Origin of the sequence: Streptomyces sp. CG4, from assembly GCF_041080655.1 — a bacterium.
Lineage (GTDB): Bacteria > Actinomycetota > Actinomycetes > Streptomycetales > Streptomycetaceae > Streptomyces.
In genome coordinates, this window is sequence record NZ_CP163525.1 from 8,181,764 (window position 1) to 8,196,793 (window position 15,030).

Annotated in this window: 17 protein-coding genes; 9 read left to right on the top strand and 8 right to left on the bottom strand. The window is 72.4% G+C overall.

Going from position 1 to position 15,030, the window contains the following annotated elements; genetic code table 11:
• Positions 1-20: 20 nt before the first annotated feature.
• Entirely contained in the window at positions 21-1,046 is a 1,026-nt protein-coding gene (locus AB5L52_RS37595) for an NAD(P)/FAD-dependent oxidoreductase (RefSeq protein WP_369367869.1), read from the bottom strand.
• A gap of 65 nt (positions 1,047-1,111) precedes the next feature.
• Between AB5L52_RS37595 and AB5L52_RS37600 the strand changes: the two genes are divergently transcribed.
• From AB5L52_RS37600 to AB5L52_RS37625, 6 genes are all read left to right on the top strand, one after another.
• On the top strand, positions 1,112-1,684 hold the full coding sequence (locus AB5L52_RS37600) for an XRE family transcriptional regulator (RefSeq protein WP_351019960.1): 573 nt from the start codon (positions 1,112-1,114) through the stop codon (positions 1,682-1,684).
• 106 nt (positions 1,685-1,790) lie between these two features.
• A complete protein-coding gene (locus AB5L52_RS37605; RefSeq protein WP_369367870.1) occupies positions 1,791-2,756 on the top strand; it encodes an NADPH:quinone oxidoreductase family protein in 966 nt (321 codons plus the stop codon).
• Positions 2,753-3,934 (top strand): acyl-CoA dehydrogenase family protein, encoded by a 1,182-nt coding sequence (locus AB5L52_RS37610; RefSeq protein ID WP_351019964.1) that lies wholly within the window; start codon positions 2,753-2,755, stop codon positions 3,932-3,934. Before AB5L52_RS37605 ends, AB5L52_RS37610 begins: the two co-directional genes overlap by 4 nt.
• Positions 3,931-5,004: an acyl-CoA dehydrogenase family protein gene (locus tag AB5L52_RS37615; RefSeq protein ID WP_369367871.1), complete on the top strand. Its 1,074-nt coding sequence runs from the start codon at positions 3,931-3,933 to the stop codon at positions 5,002-5,004. The genes AB5L52_RS37610 and AB5L52_RS37615 overlap by 4 nt, the downstream gene beginning before the upstream one ends.
• A gap of 173 nt (positions 5,005-5,177) precedes the next feature.
• Positions 5,178-6,041: a phosphatidylinositol-specific phospholipase C/glycerophosphodiester phosphodiesterase family protein gene (locus AB5L52_RS37620; RefSeq protein ID WP_369367872.1), complete on the top strand. Its 864-nt coding sequence runs from the start codon at positions 5,178-5,180 to the stop codon at positions 6,039-6,041.
• A 102-nt stretch (positions 6,042-6,143) separates the two neighbouring features.
• On the top strand, positions 6,144-6,338 hold the full coding sequence (locus AB5L52_RS37625) for a hypothetical protein (protein ID WP_351019970.1): 195 nt from the start codon (positions 6,144-6,146) through the stop codon (positions 6,336-6,338).
• A gap of 2 nt (positions 6,339-6,340) precedes the next feature.
• Here AB5L52_RS37625 and AB5L52_RS37630 read toward each other — a convergent pair whose 3' ends face one another.
• The 3 genes from AB5L52_RS37630 to AB5L52_RS37640 form a co-directional block, all read right to left on the bottom strand.
• A complete protein-coding gene (locus AB5L52_RS37630; protein WP_369367873.1) occupies positions 6,341-7,513 on the bottom strand; it encodes a phosphodiester glycosidase family protein in 1,173 nt (390 codons plus the stop codon).
• Between the two features lie 150 nt (positions 7,514-7,663).
• The gene (locus AB5L52_RS37635) at positions 7,664-8,032 is read right to left on the bottom strand and encodes a DUF779 domain-containing protein (protein WP_369367874.1); all 369 of its coding nucleotides are present in this window, start codon (positions 8,030-8,032) and stop codon (positions 7,664-7,666) included.
• Positions 8,033-8,143: 111 nt separating this feature from the next.
• Complete coding sequence (locus AB5L52_RS37640) at positions 8,144-8,491, bottom strand: VOC family protein (RefSeq protein ID WP_369367875.1); 348 nt, start codon at positions 8,489-8,491, stop codon at positions 8,144-8,146.
• Positions 8,492-8,568: 77 nt separating this feature from the next.
• Between AB5L52_RS37640 and AB5L52_RS37645 the strand changes: the two genes are divergently transcribed.
• Both AB5L52_RS37645 and AB5L52_RS37650 read left to right on the top strand, forming a co-directional pair.
• Positions 8,569-9,057 carry a hypothetical protein gene (locus AB5L52_RS37645; protein ID WP_369367876.1) on the top strand — a complete coding sequence of 163 codons (489 nt, stop codon included), beginning with the start codon at positions 8,569-8,571 and terminating at the stop codon, positions 9,055-9,057.
• 106 nt (positions 9,058-9,163) lie between these two features.
• Positions 9,164-9,700 (top strand): hypothetical protein, encoded by a 537-nt coding sequence (locus AB5L52_RS37650; RefSeq protein ID WP_369367877.1) that lies wholly within the window; start codon positions 9,164-9,166, stop codon positions 9,698-9,700.
• 318 nt (positions 9,701-10,018) lie between these two features.
• Here AB5L52_RS37650 and AB5L52_RS37655 read toward each other — a convergent pair whose 3' ends face one another.
• The 3 genes from AB5L52_RS37655 to AB5L52_RS37665 form a co-directional block, all read right to left on the bottom strand.
• A complete protein-coding gene (locus AB5L52_RS37655) occupies positions 10,019-10,645 on the bottom strand; it encodes a DedA family protein (protein WP_351020284.1) in 627 nt (208 codons plus the stop codon).
• Between the two features lie 118 nt (positions 10,646-10,763).
• Complete coding sequence (locus tag AB5L52_RS37660; RefSeq protein WP_369367878.1) at positions 10,764-11,726, bottom strand: alpha/beta fold hydrolase; 963 nt, start codon at positions 11,724-11,726, stop codon at positions 10,764-10,766.
• A gap of 104 nt (positions 11,727-11,830) precedes the next feature.
• Positions 11,831-12,907 (bottom strand): YncE family protein, encoded by a 1,077-nt coding sequence (locus tag AB5L52_RS37665; RefSeq protein WP_369367879.1) that lies wholly within the window; start codon positions 12,905-12,907, stop codon positions 11,831-11,833.
• Between the two features lie 146 nt (positions 12,908-13,053).
• Between AB5L52_RS37665 and AB5L52_RS37670 the strand changes: the two genes are divergently transcribed.
• Positions 13,054-13,986 (top strand): LysR family transcriptional regulator, encoded by a 933-nt coding sequence (locus tag AB5L52_RS37670; protein WP_369367880.1) that lies wholly within the window; start codon positions 13,054-13,056, stop codon positions 13,984-13,986.
• Positions 13,987-14,053: 67 nt separating this feature from the next.
• Here the strand turns inward: AB5L52_RS37670 and AB5L52_RS37675 are convergent, their stop codons facing one another.
• Complete coding sequence (locus AB5L52_RS37675; RefSeq protein WP_369367881.1) at positions 14,054-14,827, bottom strand: SDR family NAD(P)-dependent oxidoreductase; 774 nt, start codon at positions 14,825-14,827, stop codon at positions 14,054-14,056.
• Positions 14,828-15,030 lie beyond the last annotated feature (203 nt).

A 15,030-nucleotide genomic window follows, 5' to 3' on the forward strand; every position in this document is an offset into this window, starting at 1 on the left:
CGGGTGCGCGGTGCCTCCGGTCATTCGTCTGCCTGGTGAGGTGCGTTGCCGGCTGCGGCGCCGTTGTGGCTGGTCGCCCAGTTCCCCGCACCCCTTTGGGGCGCGCTCGCGTCCAGGTCGGCGAACAGCAGCTCCCCGTTGATCGCCGCCCCCGCCCGGTACCCCCGGCTCGCCGCGTTGATCACCTGCTCCGCGAAGCCGCTCGCGTTGCCCGCCGCCCACAGTCCGGGCACGCTCGTCAGGCCCCGCTCGTCGATCACCGGGTAGCTGCCGAACGGCGTCTCGCGCAGCTCGGCGCCCAGCTTCACCAGCAGATCGTTCCGCGGAACGGCGCGCGGGGCGGCGTACAGCACCTCGCGCTCGTGGACCGTGCCGTCGGCGAGCCGGACCCCGGTGAGCCGGTCGTCGGCCACGACGAGTTCCGTGACCTTCCCGGGCACGACCATGACCCCGGCCACGGCCAGCCGACGCAGATCGTCGTCCGTCAGCTCCGACTCGCTCACCTCGTGCAGGAAGAACCGCACGTCCTTCGTCCACCGGGTCACCATCAGCGCCTGGTGCACGCTCAGCGGCGAGGTCGCGAGCACCCCGGTCGGCAGGTCGCGGACCTCCCAGCCGTGGCAGTACGGGCAGTGCACCACGTCCCGGCCGAACCGCTCGGCCAGCCCGGGAACCTCGGGCAGCTCGTCCCGCAGGCCCGTCGCGATCACCAGCTGCCGGGCCCGCACCGTCCGGCCGTCGGCGAGCCGCGCCGTGAAGCCCGCCTCGTCCTGCTCCGCGTCCACCACCCGGTCCCGGACCAGCTCCACCCCGTACCGGGCGATCTCCTCGCGGCCGACCGCCAGGAACTCGGCCGGCGACATGCCGTCCCGGGACAGATAGCCCTGCAGGTGCGCGGACGGCGCGTTGCGCGGCTCGCCCGCGTCGACCACCAGCGTGCGGCGCCGGGCCCGGCCGAGGACCAGCGCGGCGGACAGCCCGGCGGCTCCGCCTCCGACGACGACTGCTTCGTATGCGTTGTTCTCGGTTGTGTCGTTCTCGGTCATGACGCGACGGTCGCCCGACGGCCGCGCGATTGACAAACCTGTTTGCCGATCCTGCAATAGGGGCCATGAGCACGGACGACGTACTGGCGGAGGTGGGTGCCCGGCTGCGGCGCATCCGCAAGGAGCGGGAGGTGACCCTGGCCGCGCTGTCCGAGGCGACCGGGATCTCCGTGAGCACCCTCTCCCGGCTGGAGTCGGGTCTGCGCAAGCCCAGCCTCGAACTGCTGCTGCCGATCGCCCAGGCCCATCAAGTGCCGCTGGACGAACTGGTCGGCGCGCCGCCGGTGGGCGATCCGCGGGTGCGGTCCAAGCCGATCGTGCGGGGCGGGCGCACCCACTGGCCGCTGACCCGCCAGCCCGGCGGTCTGCAGGCCTTCAAGGTGCTGGAACCGCGGCGGAAGCAGGATCCGGATCCTCGCGTCCACGAGGGGTACGAGTGGCTGTACGTGCTGTCGGGGCGGCTGCGGCTGGTCCTCGGGGAGTACGACGTGGTGCTGTCGGCGGGGGAGGCGGCCGAGTTCGACACGCGCGTGCCGCACTGGTTCGGGTCGACGGGCGAAGGGCCGGTGGAGTTCCTCAGCCTGTTCGGGCCGCAGGGGGAACGGATGCATGTGCGGGCGCGGCCGACGCGGAAGTGACGTGGCCGACTCTCCCGTGACACGGCCGACTGTTCCCTGATCGGCAAGCGACCGCTTAGTATGCCGTCGGACCCGGTCAGACGAAGCAGTCCCGTGGAGGCCCCGCATGCAGGCATGGCAAGTGCACGAGAACGGCGAGCCGAGCGAGGTGATGCGCCTGGCGGAGGTGGAGCGGCCCACGCCCGGTGACGGCCAGGTGCTGCTCCGCGTGCGTGCCGCCAACATCAACTTCCCGGACGCGCTGCTGTGCCGGGGCCAGTACCAGGTGCGCCCGCCGCTGCCGTTCACGCCCGGCGTGGAGATCTGCGGCGAGACCGCGGACGGCCGCCGGGTGATCGCCAACCCAGCCCTGCCGTACGGCGGCTTCGCCGAGTACGCCCTCGCCGACGCCCGCGCCCTGCTGCCCGCGCCCGAGGCGCTGGACGACGCCGAGGCCGCCGCCCTGCACATCGGCTACCAGACCGGCTGGTTCGGCCTGCACCGCCGGGCCCGCCTGGAGGCCGGCGAGAACCTGCTCGTGCACGCCGCGGCCGGAGGCGTCGGCAGCGCGGCCGTGCAGCTCGGCAAGGCGGCCGGGGCCCGGGTGATCGGGGTCGTCGGCGGCGCGGACAAGGCCGCCGTGGCCCGCGAGCTGGGCTGTGACGTGGTCGTGGACCGCCGCAGCGAGGACGTGATCGCGGCCGTGAAGGAGGCCACCGGCGGCCGGGGCGCCGACGTGATCTACGACCCCGTCGGCGGCGAGGCCTACGCCCAGTCCGCCAAGCTGGTCGCCTTCGAGGGCCGGATCGTCGTCGTCGGCTTCGCCAGCGGCAGCATCCCCAGCCCGGCCCTCAACCACGCGCTGGTGAAGAACTACTCGATCCTCGGCCTGCACTGGGGCCTGTACGCGACCAAGAACCCGAAGCTCATCCTGCGCTGCCACGAGGAACTGACCGAACTGGCCGCCCGGGGCGCGATCAAGCCGCTGGTCAGCGAGCGGGTGCCGCTCGGCGAGGCCGCCGGGGCCGTGCAGAAGGTGGCGGACGGCCGGTCCACCGGCCGGATCGCCGTGGTGATGGAGGAAGCAGCATGACCGACGCCGACGAACTCGTCCGCCGCACACGGGAGTTGCTCGCCGAGCATCCCCCGGCGAGCACGGACCGCCTGGACTTCCTGCGGGCCCGTTTCGACGCCGGCCTCGCCTGGGTGCACTACCCGGAAGGACTCGGCGGACTGGGCGCCCCGCGCTCCCTGCAGAGCGCCGTGGACGCCGAACTGGAGGCCGCGGGCGCCCCCGACAACGACCCCCGGCGCATCGGCATCGGCCTCGGCATGGCCGCGCCGACGATCCTCAAGTACGGCACCGAGGAGCAGAAGCAGCGCTATCTGCGGCCGCTGTGGACGGGGGAGGAGGTCTGGTGCCAGCTGTTCAGCGAGCCCGGCGCCGGCTCCGACCTGGCCGCGCTCGGCACCCGCGCCGTACGGGAAGGCGACGACTGGGTCGTCAACGGGCAGAAGGTGTGGACCTCCAGCGCCCACCTCGCCCGCTGGGCCATCCTCATCGCCCGTACCGACCCGGACGTGCCCAAGCACGCGGGCATCACCTACTTCATCTGCGACATGACCGACCCGGGCGTCGAGGTCCGGCCGCTGCGCCAGATCACCGGCGAGGCCGAGTTCAACGAGGTCTTCCTCACCGACGTCCGCATCCCCGACACCCGCCGCCTCGGCGAGGCCGGCGACGGCTGGCGGGTCGCCCAGACCACCCTCAACAACGAGCGCGTGGCCATCGGCGGCATGCGGCTGCCCCGTGAGGGCGGCATGATCGGCCCGGTCGCCCGGACCTGGCGCGAGCGCCCCGAACTGCGCACCCACGACCTGCATCAGCGGCTGCTGAAGCTGTGGGTCGAGGCCGAGGTCTCCCGCCTCACCGCGGAGCGCCTGCGCCAGCAGCTCACCGTCGGCCAGCCCGGCCCCGAGGGCGCCGGTATGAAGCTCGCCTTCGCCCGCCTCAACCAGGAGATCAGCGGCCTGGAGGTCGAACTCCGCGGCGCGGAGGGCCTGTTGTACGACGACTGGACCATGCGCCGCCCCGAGCTGGTCGACTTCACAGGCCGTGACGCCGGTTACCGCTACCTCCGCGCCAAGGGCAACAGCATCGAGGGCGGCACCAGCGAGGTGCTGCTGAACATCGTCGCCGAGCGGGTCCTCGGCCTGCCCGCCGAGCCGCGCACCGACAAGGACGTCGCCTGGAAGGACCTGGCCCGATGACCGATCTTCTCTACTCCGAGGAGGAAGAGGCGCTGCGCGCCGCCGTCCGCGATCTGCTCACGGACCACTGCGCGCCGGCGGACGTCATCGCCCGCAGCGAGTCCGGCGTCCCGCACGACCTCGCGCTGTGGAAGTCCCTCGCCGAGGGCATGGGCCTCGCCGGGCTCCTGGTGCCCGAGGAACAGGGCGGTCAGGGCGCCTCCGCCCGCGAAGTCGCCGTGGTACTGGAGGAGTTGGGCCGGGCGGTGGCCCCCGTGCCGTACCTCACCAGCGCGGTCGTGGCCACCGAGGCCCTGCTGGCCTGCGGTGACGAGGAACTGCTGGGCCGGCTGGCCTCCGGGCGCACCATCGGCGCCCTCGCCGTCGGCCTGCACACGGCACCGGGCGGCGCCGTCAAGACCGTACGACTCGAAAACGGCACGCTGCACGGGGAGTTGACCGGCATCGCCGACGCGGCCGTGGCCGACGTTCTGCTCGTCCCGGCGGACGACGGCGGCCTGTACGCCGTGACCGCGGACGCCGTGACGGTCACCGGGCAGGTCTCCCTGGACCTGACCCGGCCGCTGGCGACGGTACGGCTGGCGGGCGCCCCCGGCCGCCGTGTCGGCGCCGCGGAACCCGCCGTACGACGCGCGCTGCGCGCCGCCGCCGGACTGCTCGCCTCCGAGCAACTCGGCGTGGCCGACTGGGCGTTGACCGAGACGGTCCGCTATCTGAAGGAGCGCAAGCAGTTCAACCGGCCGGTCGGCGGCTTCCAGGCCCTCAAGCACCGGCTCGCCCAGCTGTGGCTGGAGGTGGTCAACCTCCGGGCGGCCGCCCGTGCCGCCGCCGACGCGCTGGCCTCCGGCGAGGACGTGGAGACCTCGGTCGCCGTCGCGCAGGCGTATGCGGCGCCCGTCGCCGTCCACGCCACGGAGGAGGCGGTGCAGCTGCACGGCGGGATCGGTATGACCTGGGAGCATCCGATCCACCTGTATCTGAAGCGGGCCAAGGCGGACTCGATCGCCTTCGGCACGGCGGGAGCGCACCGGGAAGCACTGGCCGAACTGGTCGATCTCCAGGCGCCCTGATCCCGGCCAGGTGAAGCCCGCCCCCACCGGCGAATTCCAGGGGCGGGCTTCTTCATGTGCCTGCTCCGCCGAAGTGAACAACGCGCCAACTCCCCGCGAGACAGCGCCCCTTGGGTGGTAGGGCCACGCATACTCTCCCCGGTCCCATCCGGCACCTCCAAGGGAGGCAGAGCATGGCCCTCACCACCCGTCGCAGAGCCCTCACCACCCTCGGCGCCGCGCTCGCCGGCGCGGTCGTCCTGCCCGGGGCACAAGCCTGGGCGGGCGGCTCCCACCGGGGCCGGCGTCCGCTGTGGAACGCGCACGCCCACAACGACTACGAGCACCCCCGGCCCCTGTTCGACGCGCTCGACCACCGCTTCGGCAGCGTCGAGGCCGACATCTTCCTCGTCGGCGACCAGCTCCTCATCGGTCACGACAGCTCCGAGCTGGACCCCACCCGCACCCTCGAATCCCTCTACCTCGACCCGCTGGCCGCGATCGTGAAGGGCAACCACGGCCCGGTGTACCGAGGCTGGCGCCGGCCACTGCAGCTCCTCATCGACATCAAGACCGAGGGCTCCTCGACGTACCTCGAACTCGACCGCCATCTGCGCCGCTGCCCGTACCTGTTCACCCGGTACGACCGCGGCCGTATCCACCGCGGACCCGTCACCGCCGTCATCTCCGGTGACCGCGCAGCCCGCATCCCCATGGCGGCGCAGGACGAGCGGCTCGCCTTCTACGATGGCCGGCTCACCGACCTCGGCAGCACCGCTCCCGCTTCGTTCATCTCGCTGATCAGCGACAACTGGACCCAGAACTTCACCTGGTCCGGCGACGGCACCTTCCCCGACGCCGAGCGGCAGAAGCTGCGCGGCATCACCGCCGCCGCACACGCGAGGGGGCAGCAGGTGCGGTTCTGGGCCACCCCGGACGCCGCGGGCCCGGCCCGCGACGCCCTGTGGACGGAGCTGCTCGCCGCCGGCGTCGACTACCTCAACACCGACGACCTGGCGGGCCTGGAGACCTTCCTCGACACCCACCCCACCGCGTAACACCACACGTTCGGGGGACACGTCAGCCGCCCGGACGGACCCTCCGCTACGCCACACTTGCGGCCGAACGCCGCACAAGGGGCGTGGCGGAGGAGGTTCCCGATGGCCGTTTCCATTTCCGCGGTGCTGTTGCTGCTGATCCTGGCCGTGATCTTCATGCGCAACGGCGCGCTGAAGATCTCCCATGCGCTGGTCTGCGTGCTGCTCGGCTTCTATCTGGCCGGCACGAGCATGGCACCCACGATCCACAGCGGACTCACCACGACCGCCGACCTGGTGAGCAGTCTGCGGCCCTGAGTTCAGGCGGCCGAGAAGACGCCGATGCCGTTCGCGACGGGACGTTCGTCGCCACCGCTCGGATGGTTGCGGACCGTCACGGTGCTCGCGCCCGCGTCGCGGGTGACCAGCTCCGAAGAGCCGCCCCCGTCGAGGTTGAACGCGTCGGACGCGCCCAGCGCACGCATGGTGCCGGCCTCCTCCGCGACCGTCATACCGGTCCGGCGGTCGGTGTCGCCGTCCAACGCCAGGATGAGCAGCTTCCGTCCGCCGTCCTTGAAGCCCACGACCGTGCGCACCGCCGAGGTGACGTTGTCGAGGCCGGACAGCGCCGCCCCGCCCTCAAGGACCGGGAAGCCGCCGATCGCGCACGCGTAGGGCACCGCGGACGAGGCGGCCACCAGACGGCGCGTCACGGTCACCGGCTTGCCGACCACGAGCTTGCGCAGCTGCCGCGCGCCCTCCTCGCGGCCCACGAGGACCGTGGTGTTCGCCGGGATCGGGCCGCTGCCCGGGGTGGTGGCCGCGGACACCACCCGGCCGCCTCGCACCTTCACCTCGTAGGTGTCGGTGCTGCACGGCGCCGACCGCTCGATGTCGGTGCCGCACACGGAGCGCATCCGGGAGGCGCTGCCCCACCGCGCGGTGAAGGCGCCGACGGAGTTCTCCGGGAGCGCGTACTGGTTGAGGCCCTTCAGCGTGAGGGTGCCTTCCGGTGTGCTGACGCTGCCGACGAGGGTCAGCCGGTCCAGCCGGGCCCGCCGGTCGGTGCCCACCCCGATGACGTCCCGGGTGTTCGTGCCCGGCGGCAGCGTGGGCCCGAACCGCTGGCCGTTCGGCACCGCCGCCTTGAGGACGTGCCCGGCCGCGATCGCCGGTCCGACGCTCGCGCCGGTGGCCTCCACGCCCGGGTGCTGGGTCTCGGTGATGTCGAAGAAGTCACCGTTGACGCCCGCCACCGCCCCGGCCGAGTCCGCCATCGCCGAGACGGTGGCCCGGGCCGCCACCGCGCCCGGGTGGAGCAGGTCGACCTTGACGTGCGGATTGGCCAGGTCGACCGTGAGCAGATGGGCGTGGGTCCGGCCCGCGCTCGCGGTGACGTCGAACTGCCGGTAGGTGACACCCGGCGCGATCCGCTTGCCGTCCGGAACGGCGCCGGCCGGTGCCGCCCCCGCGAGGGCCGCACCGGCCAGCATCCCGAACGCCGTGACAAGTGTGAGAACCGCTCTGCCCGCTGCCGAACGCCTGCGCCGTCTGGTCACCGTGCCCCCTGATGTCTCGTCAACTGTCCCTGTCGTAAGGGTGTTAAGGGGCAGTGGACCAGAGTGCGGCGACCGCCGGGCCGACTAGACGTCGACTACGCGAGAACGGGTGAGAAAACGCACCCCCTCGGGTGCCTCCAGCGAGAATCCGCTCCCCCGTCCGGGGACGACGTCGACGATCAGCCGGGTGTGGCTCCACACCGCGTACTGGCTGCGGGACATCCAGAAGGTGACGGGCTCGGCCACGCCGTCCACCGACAGCTCGGCCAGCAGCACGTCCGAGCCGCCGGTACGGAACTCGCCGTCCGGATAGCACATGGGGGCGCTGCCGTCGCAGCAGCCGCCGGACTGATGGAACATCAGCGGACCGTGCTCGGCGCGCAGCCGCCGCACCAGGTCGGCGGCCTGCGGGGTGAGTTCGACACGGGGGGACTCGGGGGATTCCTCAACCATGGGTCACCGTCCTGGAGAGCCGGGGCACAGGCGTGGACCCGGTCCAGTCTCACGGGTCGTCACGGTCCCGTCCAGCGCGCGGTGTTGCCTCGGCCGAACCCGCTCGGGTGCTCAGCGGTGGCCGAGCACGTTGACCACCCGCCCGTTGGGGTCCCGCACGAAGAACCGTCGTACGCCCCACTCCTCGTCCGTCAGCGGGTGCACGATCTCCGCGCCGCGCTCCAGCATCGCCGCGTACGCCGCGTCGACGTCCTCGACCTCGATACTCAGGTCCGGGGCGACGGGCGCGGTGCGGTCCTCGGTCATCACGCTCAGCTGCACGGCCGGGTTGCCGGGGGAGGCCAGCGTCACGATCCAGCCGTGGTTCATGACCTCCTCCAGCCCCAGCTCTCCGTAGAACTCCACGCTCTGCGGCAGCGCCGTCGACTGGACGTTGGGCACGATACGACGAACAGGCATCTCGCGGCTCCGCGGGGCGGTGGGCTGGTGTGGACGGCGGCCAGAGTAGTGGGCCGTGCCTTTGAGAGGATGGGGGAATGAGCGCCTTTTTCGGTCGGCCCGAGCCGCGCCCCGTGCTCGACGGTGAGTATCCGCGCTGGGACGAGGCGCTGGCGGTCGTCAACCGGGACCTGGCGGCGACCCTCCCCGACCAGCGTCCCCTGCGCCTGATCGCCCACCCGGACACCGAGGACCTGGACGCACAGATCTACGTGGCCTTCTCCCCTCGCGAACTGCACGGCAACTCCCTGATACCGGCCGAGTCCGCCGCCGAAGCCCTGACGGCCGTCGCCGAAGCGGCCCAGGACACGGTTTCGGAGCGGCTGTGGCGGGCGTGGCCGGTCTGCACCGTCCATGACCTCGGCACGCACCCGCGAGACCTCGACGGACGGCCGTCCTGGTGGTGCGCCGGCGGGGCCCGCCGGGACGCCCCGGCCCATGTCCGCGCGGCGATCGGCGAACTGGACACGATCCACCAACCCCGCCGCCCCCACCGCAAACGCCCCAAGAACCGCAGACTCCGCTGACCCGCCCGCCGCACCGGGCCGGCGCTCGTTCTCCGGTGCGGGAGCGCGGCGAGCCGGTGGGGGAAGTCCGCGCGGCCGCCGCCGACTTCACGCGACGGCCGGGCGTGTGCGACGCGAGTTCCTCGGTGTCGGAGGAGCGTCCTCACCCGGTGGCGCGGATCCGGCGCATCGGCAGCGCGTACGCCGCCGAGGACCCCACCAGACCCGCCGGCAGGGCCAGGTCGATGCCGCCCAGGTCGGCGGCTACCACCCCGGTGCGGACGGTGCCGACGCACGGCACCACGCCGGCCGCCGCGGTACGGGAACGGCGGCGCGGGCGCCTGGCCGCGCGGCCAGGGCCCGGACCCCAACGCCTTCGGCACCGGCCCGGTCGGCACCGGCCCGGTCGGCACCGGCCCGGTCGGCACCGGCCCTTGGCCCGGTCCTGGACGGTGTCCCCGCCCTCATCGACTTCTTCGACGCGCACGCGGCGCCGACCGGTGAGCGCGCGCTGGAACTCGCCGACCTCGACGGTCCGCGCCGGTTCCAGCAGGGATCCGAGGTCGCCTGCCGCGAGTTCACCCGCGCCGATCCCACGGACAACTGGTCGCGGCGGCTCGGCGAGGAGCGTGCCGGGTGCCGGGCGGGCGTTCCGCTGCCGTGACCTGGGGGAGCCGGGGCGCGGGTCGTCCGCTGCCCGGACTGGCCCATCGCGCCGTATCCGCCGCTCCGGGTGATGGCCGGAGTGCGGCGCCGGCGCCCGGCCGATCTCTCGATGCCCCGCATGGGCCGGCCCATGCTCACGCCGCTCCGGGCACTCCAGGGCGTGATCGTCAACGCGGCCTGGGCCGCTGGGGAGGAGGCCCGGGCGGGCCGGGTAGCCGTGGCGTGTCGCGCCGACCCGACGGTGCCGGCGGAGGACCCGCCGACGGTGCCTGATACGGAGCTGGCGGGGCTGCCGGTGCTGCTGACGGTCGCACTGTCACCGGCGTTCCCGCCTCGCCCGCCATGCCTCAAGTAGCAGGGGCAGCATCGACACGACGACGACCACGCCGACCAGCGGCAGCAGATACTCGTCGAGGTGCGGGACCGACGCCCCCAGGCTGTAGCCCGCCAGGACGAGCGTCTGCGACCACAGCACCCCGCCCACGGTCTGCCAGATCGTGAAAGTGCGCACGGGCACCCCGAGCGCACCGGCCACGGGGTGCAGGACCGTCCGCAGTATCGGCACGAACCGGCCGATGACCAGGGCCTTCCCATAGCCGTACCGGGCCAGCAGCTCCTCGGCCCGGACGGCCGCCGCCTTCACCCGCGGGTTCGAGGTACGGGCCAGCAGCGCCCGTCCGCCGCGCCGCCCGATCAGATAGCCGGCCTGCCCGCCGGCCACCGCCCCGACCGCCGCGCACAGCAGCACCTGCCACAACGCCAGCCGGGGCGGCTGCTGCGCGGTTCCGGCGCACAGCACACCGGCCGGAAACAGCAGGGTGTCACCGGGCAGGAAGAAGCCGACGACCAGCAGCCCGGACTCAGCGAAGATCACCACCAGGACGCCGAGCGCGCCGAAGGCGGCCAGCACGGAGGCGCTGTTCATCGGGTTGACGGCTATCACCTGGCCGAGCCTCCTGGCCACGTCGCAGGGGTACTCGCTCCCCAGCATCGCCCGCGCACCCCGAAACCGCCCGCCGCCGGCTCGCCGGCGGTGGGCTGCCCGGATATCGCACCGTCGCTCAGGGGTGGGCCCTGAGGAATTCGATGAGTGCCGTGTTCACCTCGTCCGGGCGTTCCTGCTGGGTCCAGTGTCCGCAGCCGGCCAGTTCGAGGGGCGCGCGCCAGAGGTTGGGCATGAGGTCGGGGAGCTTGGCGATGAGTTCGGGTGTACCGGGGAAGGCGGGCACGACATCGCGGTCGCCGTAGATGTAGAGGGCGGGCGGGGTGACGCGGGCGCCGTGCCACGGAGCGGTCAGTTCCCAGTTGCGGTCGAGGTTGCGGTACCAGTTGAGGGCCCCGGTGAAGCCCTTGGAGAAACTCTCGGTGAGCGCGTCGAGGTCGTCCTCGGTGAACCACTCCGGCAGTACGTCGGGGTCCTCCATGTCCGCGAGCCAGCCGCGGTCGGGATCGACGAGTGGCTGCTGGCCGTTCCCGGCGTGAGGTGCGTCGCCGGAACCCCAGTAGAAGAACTTCCGCAGAGTGGTGCGCGCGTCCTGTGCGAACTCGGCGTCGGCGACACCGGGACGGTTGAAGTAGTTCCAGTAGAAGCGGCCGTCGAACATCTTGTCCATGGCGGCCAGCGGAGGCTGCGTCCCGCGGAACGGCGGCGGCACGCTCAGGCCGGCCACCGCGCGCACGATGTCCGGCCGGAGCAGCGCGGTGTGCCAGGCGACCGGCGCGCCCCAGTCGTGCCCGACGACGTACGCCTGCTCCTCGTCCAGGGCCTGGATCAGCCCGACGACGTCGCCGACCAGGTGGAGGATGGAGTACGCGCCGACGTCCTCGGGATGATCGCTGCGCCCGTATCCCCGCTGGTCGGGGGCGACCACGTGGAATCCCGCGTCGGCCAGCGGGCCGAACTGGTGATGCCAGGAGTGCCATGACTCGGGGAAGCCGTGCAGGAGCACCACCAGCGGGCCGTCGCCCTGCTCGGCGATGTGCAGCCGAATGCCGTGCACGTCAATCATTCGATGCTCAACCATGGACCCGAGCGTACGTGAAGTGATCTTCAGGGCGGCGCTTTGCGCTACTGCCTGCTCCTTGATCGTGAAGAGGGGTCCACTCGCCGCTGGGAGTGGACCCGAGGTCAGGCCGGGCGCGGGATGTAGGCCAGGCCGTGGGTGCCGGACGTACCGAATGCCGGGTGGTCGAGCCGGGCCAGGTGCCGCAGTGTCTCCAGATCGAGGATGTCGACGGTGGCCGACGCGTAGCAGGCCACATAGGCGATCCGGCCGTCGGGCGACGAGGTGATGGTCAGCGGGCAGAGCCCCACCTCGAAGTCGGCCACCCGCTCATGGGTGTCGGCGGAGAACACCGTGAGGCGCCCCGGCGCCATCCGGCCGGCCCGGGACACGGGGTCGGGCTCCGTGCGCACTTCGCCCGCGAGCAGCTTGCCCGTCGAGGTCAGATGCACCGGCATGGCGGCGGACCCGAGAGGCAGCGTGCCGACCACGTTCGCCGAGCGGATGTCGATGACCTTGATACCAGGGGGCGTTGCCTCCCCGGAGGCGTCCGAGGAGCCGGAGGAGTCGGAGGAGAGGGAGCCCTGGTAGGGCGTGGCGACGTAGGCGTGCGAGCCGTCGGCGGAGACCGCGATGCCCTCACAGCCGGGCACCTCGACCTTCGCCGTGAGGGTCCCCCGCTTGAGATCGAGGACGGACACGAACGGTGCCTCCTTGTTGGCGACGCAGCCCGTCGTACCGGCCGCGTCGACGGCGACCCAGTGCGAGCCGGGCGCGTCCGTGTCGATCCGGCCCACGGGGCGGCGGGTCTCCGTGTCGATGACGACGACACCGCCGGGCCGGTCGGTGCCGCCCTCCACGTTGACGTACAGGCGACCGCCCGCCGCGTCCAGCGCGATGCCGTGCGGCGCGTGTTCCGGGGCGAGGTCGACCACCTCGACGACGCGGCGCGTGTCGGGGTCGATGACGGTCAGCTCGGTACGCCGGCCGCTGTTCGCGCGATAGAAGCCCGAGCGATACGTCATCGTGCACCACAGCAGCCGCCGCACCGGGTCGAAACACAACTCGTGCGGCTCGGCGAGGGTTTGTACCGTGCCCAGGTGCCGGTCGGACGCGGTGTCGAAGAACGCAACCGAGGGGCCGCTCTGGCTGACCACGGCCAGCACATCACCTTCCCGGCCGGCGCGCGGGGACTGCTCCATGGCGGACTCCTTCTCAAGAGGGGATGGGGGTCCGGTGTTTCTCGCGGACAGCTCCACTCTCCGCACGCGAGGGCGCCGCAACAATGCAAGAATCGGCACCCAATCCTTGCCTCACACGCAAAAATGCAGTTCAGGAGCCATCATCCATGGATCTCAACCTGCTGCGCGTCCTGGACGCCCTGCTCCAGGAGAACAGCGTGACCCGCGCGGCCGAACGCCTCGGCACCTCACCCGCGGCAGTCAGCCGTACGCTGGCCCGCCTGCGCCGCGCCGTCGGCGATCCGCTGCTGGTCCGGGCGGGCCAAGGGATGGTCCCCACCCCCAGAGCCCAGGAACTCCGGGAAGAGGTGGGCGTGTTGCTGCGCGGCTGCGACAACGTCCTCAGGCCCGGCGCCGGCTTCGAGGCCGTACATCTGCAACGCACCTTCACCGTGCAGGCCACCGACCTGCTGCTGGCGGGCATCGCCGGACCCCTGACCGACCGGATCCGGGCGGAGGCCCCGCAGGCGGACGTGGTCTTCCTGCCCGAAGCCCTGGAAGGCGGACCGGCCCTGCGACAGGGAGCAGTGGACGTCGAACTGGGCGTCCTCGGAAACCTGGACCCGGAGATCCGCACCCGGCATCTCACCCGGAAGACGCTGGTGGGGGTCGCCCGCAGCGGTCACCCGCTCTTCGACAGGCGGATCGACGCCCGCCGCTTCGCCGCCGCCGGCCACATCGGCATCTCCCGGCACGGCAAACGCCTCGGCTCCATCGACCACGCCCTCGCCGAGCGGGGACTGCGACGCCGTATCGCCGTCGTCGTACCGAGCCACACGAGCGCCATGATCCTCGCCCGGGACACCGACCTCGTCGCGCTCACCCTGGCCGACTGGCTCCCCGACACCACCGCTGCGCTGGGGCTGCGTACCTTTCCCCTCCCCCTCGACCTGGCCCCGCTCGACTTCGGCATGGCCTGGCACCCCCGCAACTCGGCGGATCCCGGCCACCGTTGGTTCCGTGACCGCCTGGCGGCCACGGTCCTGGCACCGTCGGCGCCGGGCGACGACACGGAGTCCCAGGGGGCCGCGAGGTCGTAGCGGCGCAAGCACCGGGCTCTCGCCGTCCGGGCCGCTCACCACCCTGGACGCTCAGAACACTGGCTGCTCAGAACATGCGGGGCTGACCGTTGGAGGCGCCGAGCCCGCCGTCGACGGGAAGGTGCGCGCCGTTGACGAAACGGGCGTCGGAACTGGCCAGGAAGGCGATGACATCGGCGACCTCGGCCGGTTCGGCAGGGCGCCGCATGGGGATGCGCTCACGGAACGCGGCGAGCGCCGCCTCGTTCTCGACGATCGGCACGGCCACCGCGGTGCGGGTGAGGCTCGGGTGCACGGCGTTGACCCGCACGCCTTCGTGGCCGTGGTCGAGCGCCATGGCGTTGGTCAGGTTGACCAGTGCCCCCTTGGCGGCGTTGTAGGCGGCCAGACCCCAGTCCCCGCCGAGCCCGGACACCGAGCCGACGTTGACGATGCAGCCGCCGACGCGCCGCAGATGAGGCAGCGCGGCCCGGGACGCGAAGAAGACTCCGTCGACGTCGACGGCGAAGGTCTGGCGCCAGGCGGCGGTGTCGGTGTGCTCGACCGTTCCGGGCGTCGCGGTGGCGGCGTTGTTGACCAGGACATCCAGCCGGCCGTATTCCCGCGCCACCGCGTCGACCACCGCCGTGATCGCCGACTCGTCGGAGACGTCCGCGACGCGCATCGCGATCGTCGAACCGGCCGGAGCCTCGGCGACGGCCGCCTTGAGCCGGTCCTCGGTCCGCCCGACGGCGATCACCGTGGCGCCTTCGCGCCCGAGACGGTACGCGGTGGCGGCGCCGATACCGGACCCGCCACCGGTGACGATCACGACCTTGCCGGTGAACCGCTTCCCGTCCACAGTCACTCCTCAGGTGCTTCTCGTCGCACGCCAACCGGTCAGTTCCCGGCGTCAGGTAAACCCGACAGCGAGAGACGGCGCAAGAGCGCCGCCTGCCGGGCAGTTGCCCCGGCAGGCCCCCGCCAGACCTGCCGCTGGCTGGAAAGGAACGCACCGAGCCGGGATGGCCGGAAAATTCCGTCGCATCTTCTTCATGGCCGGTT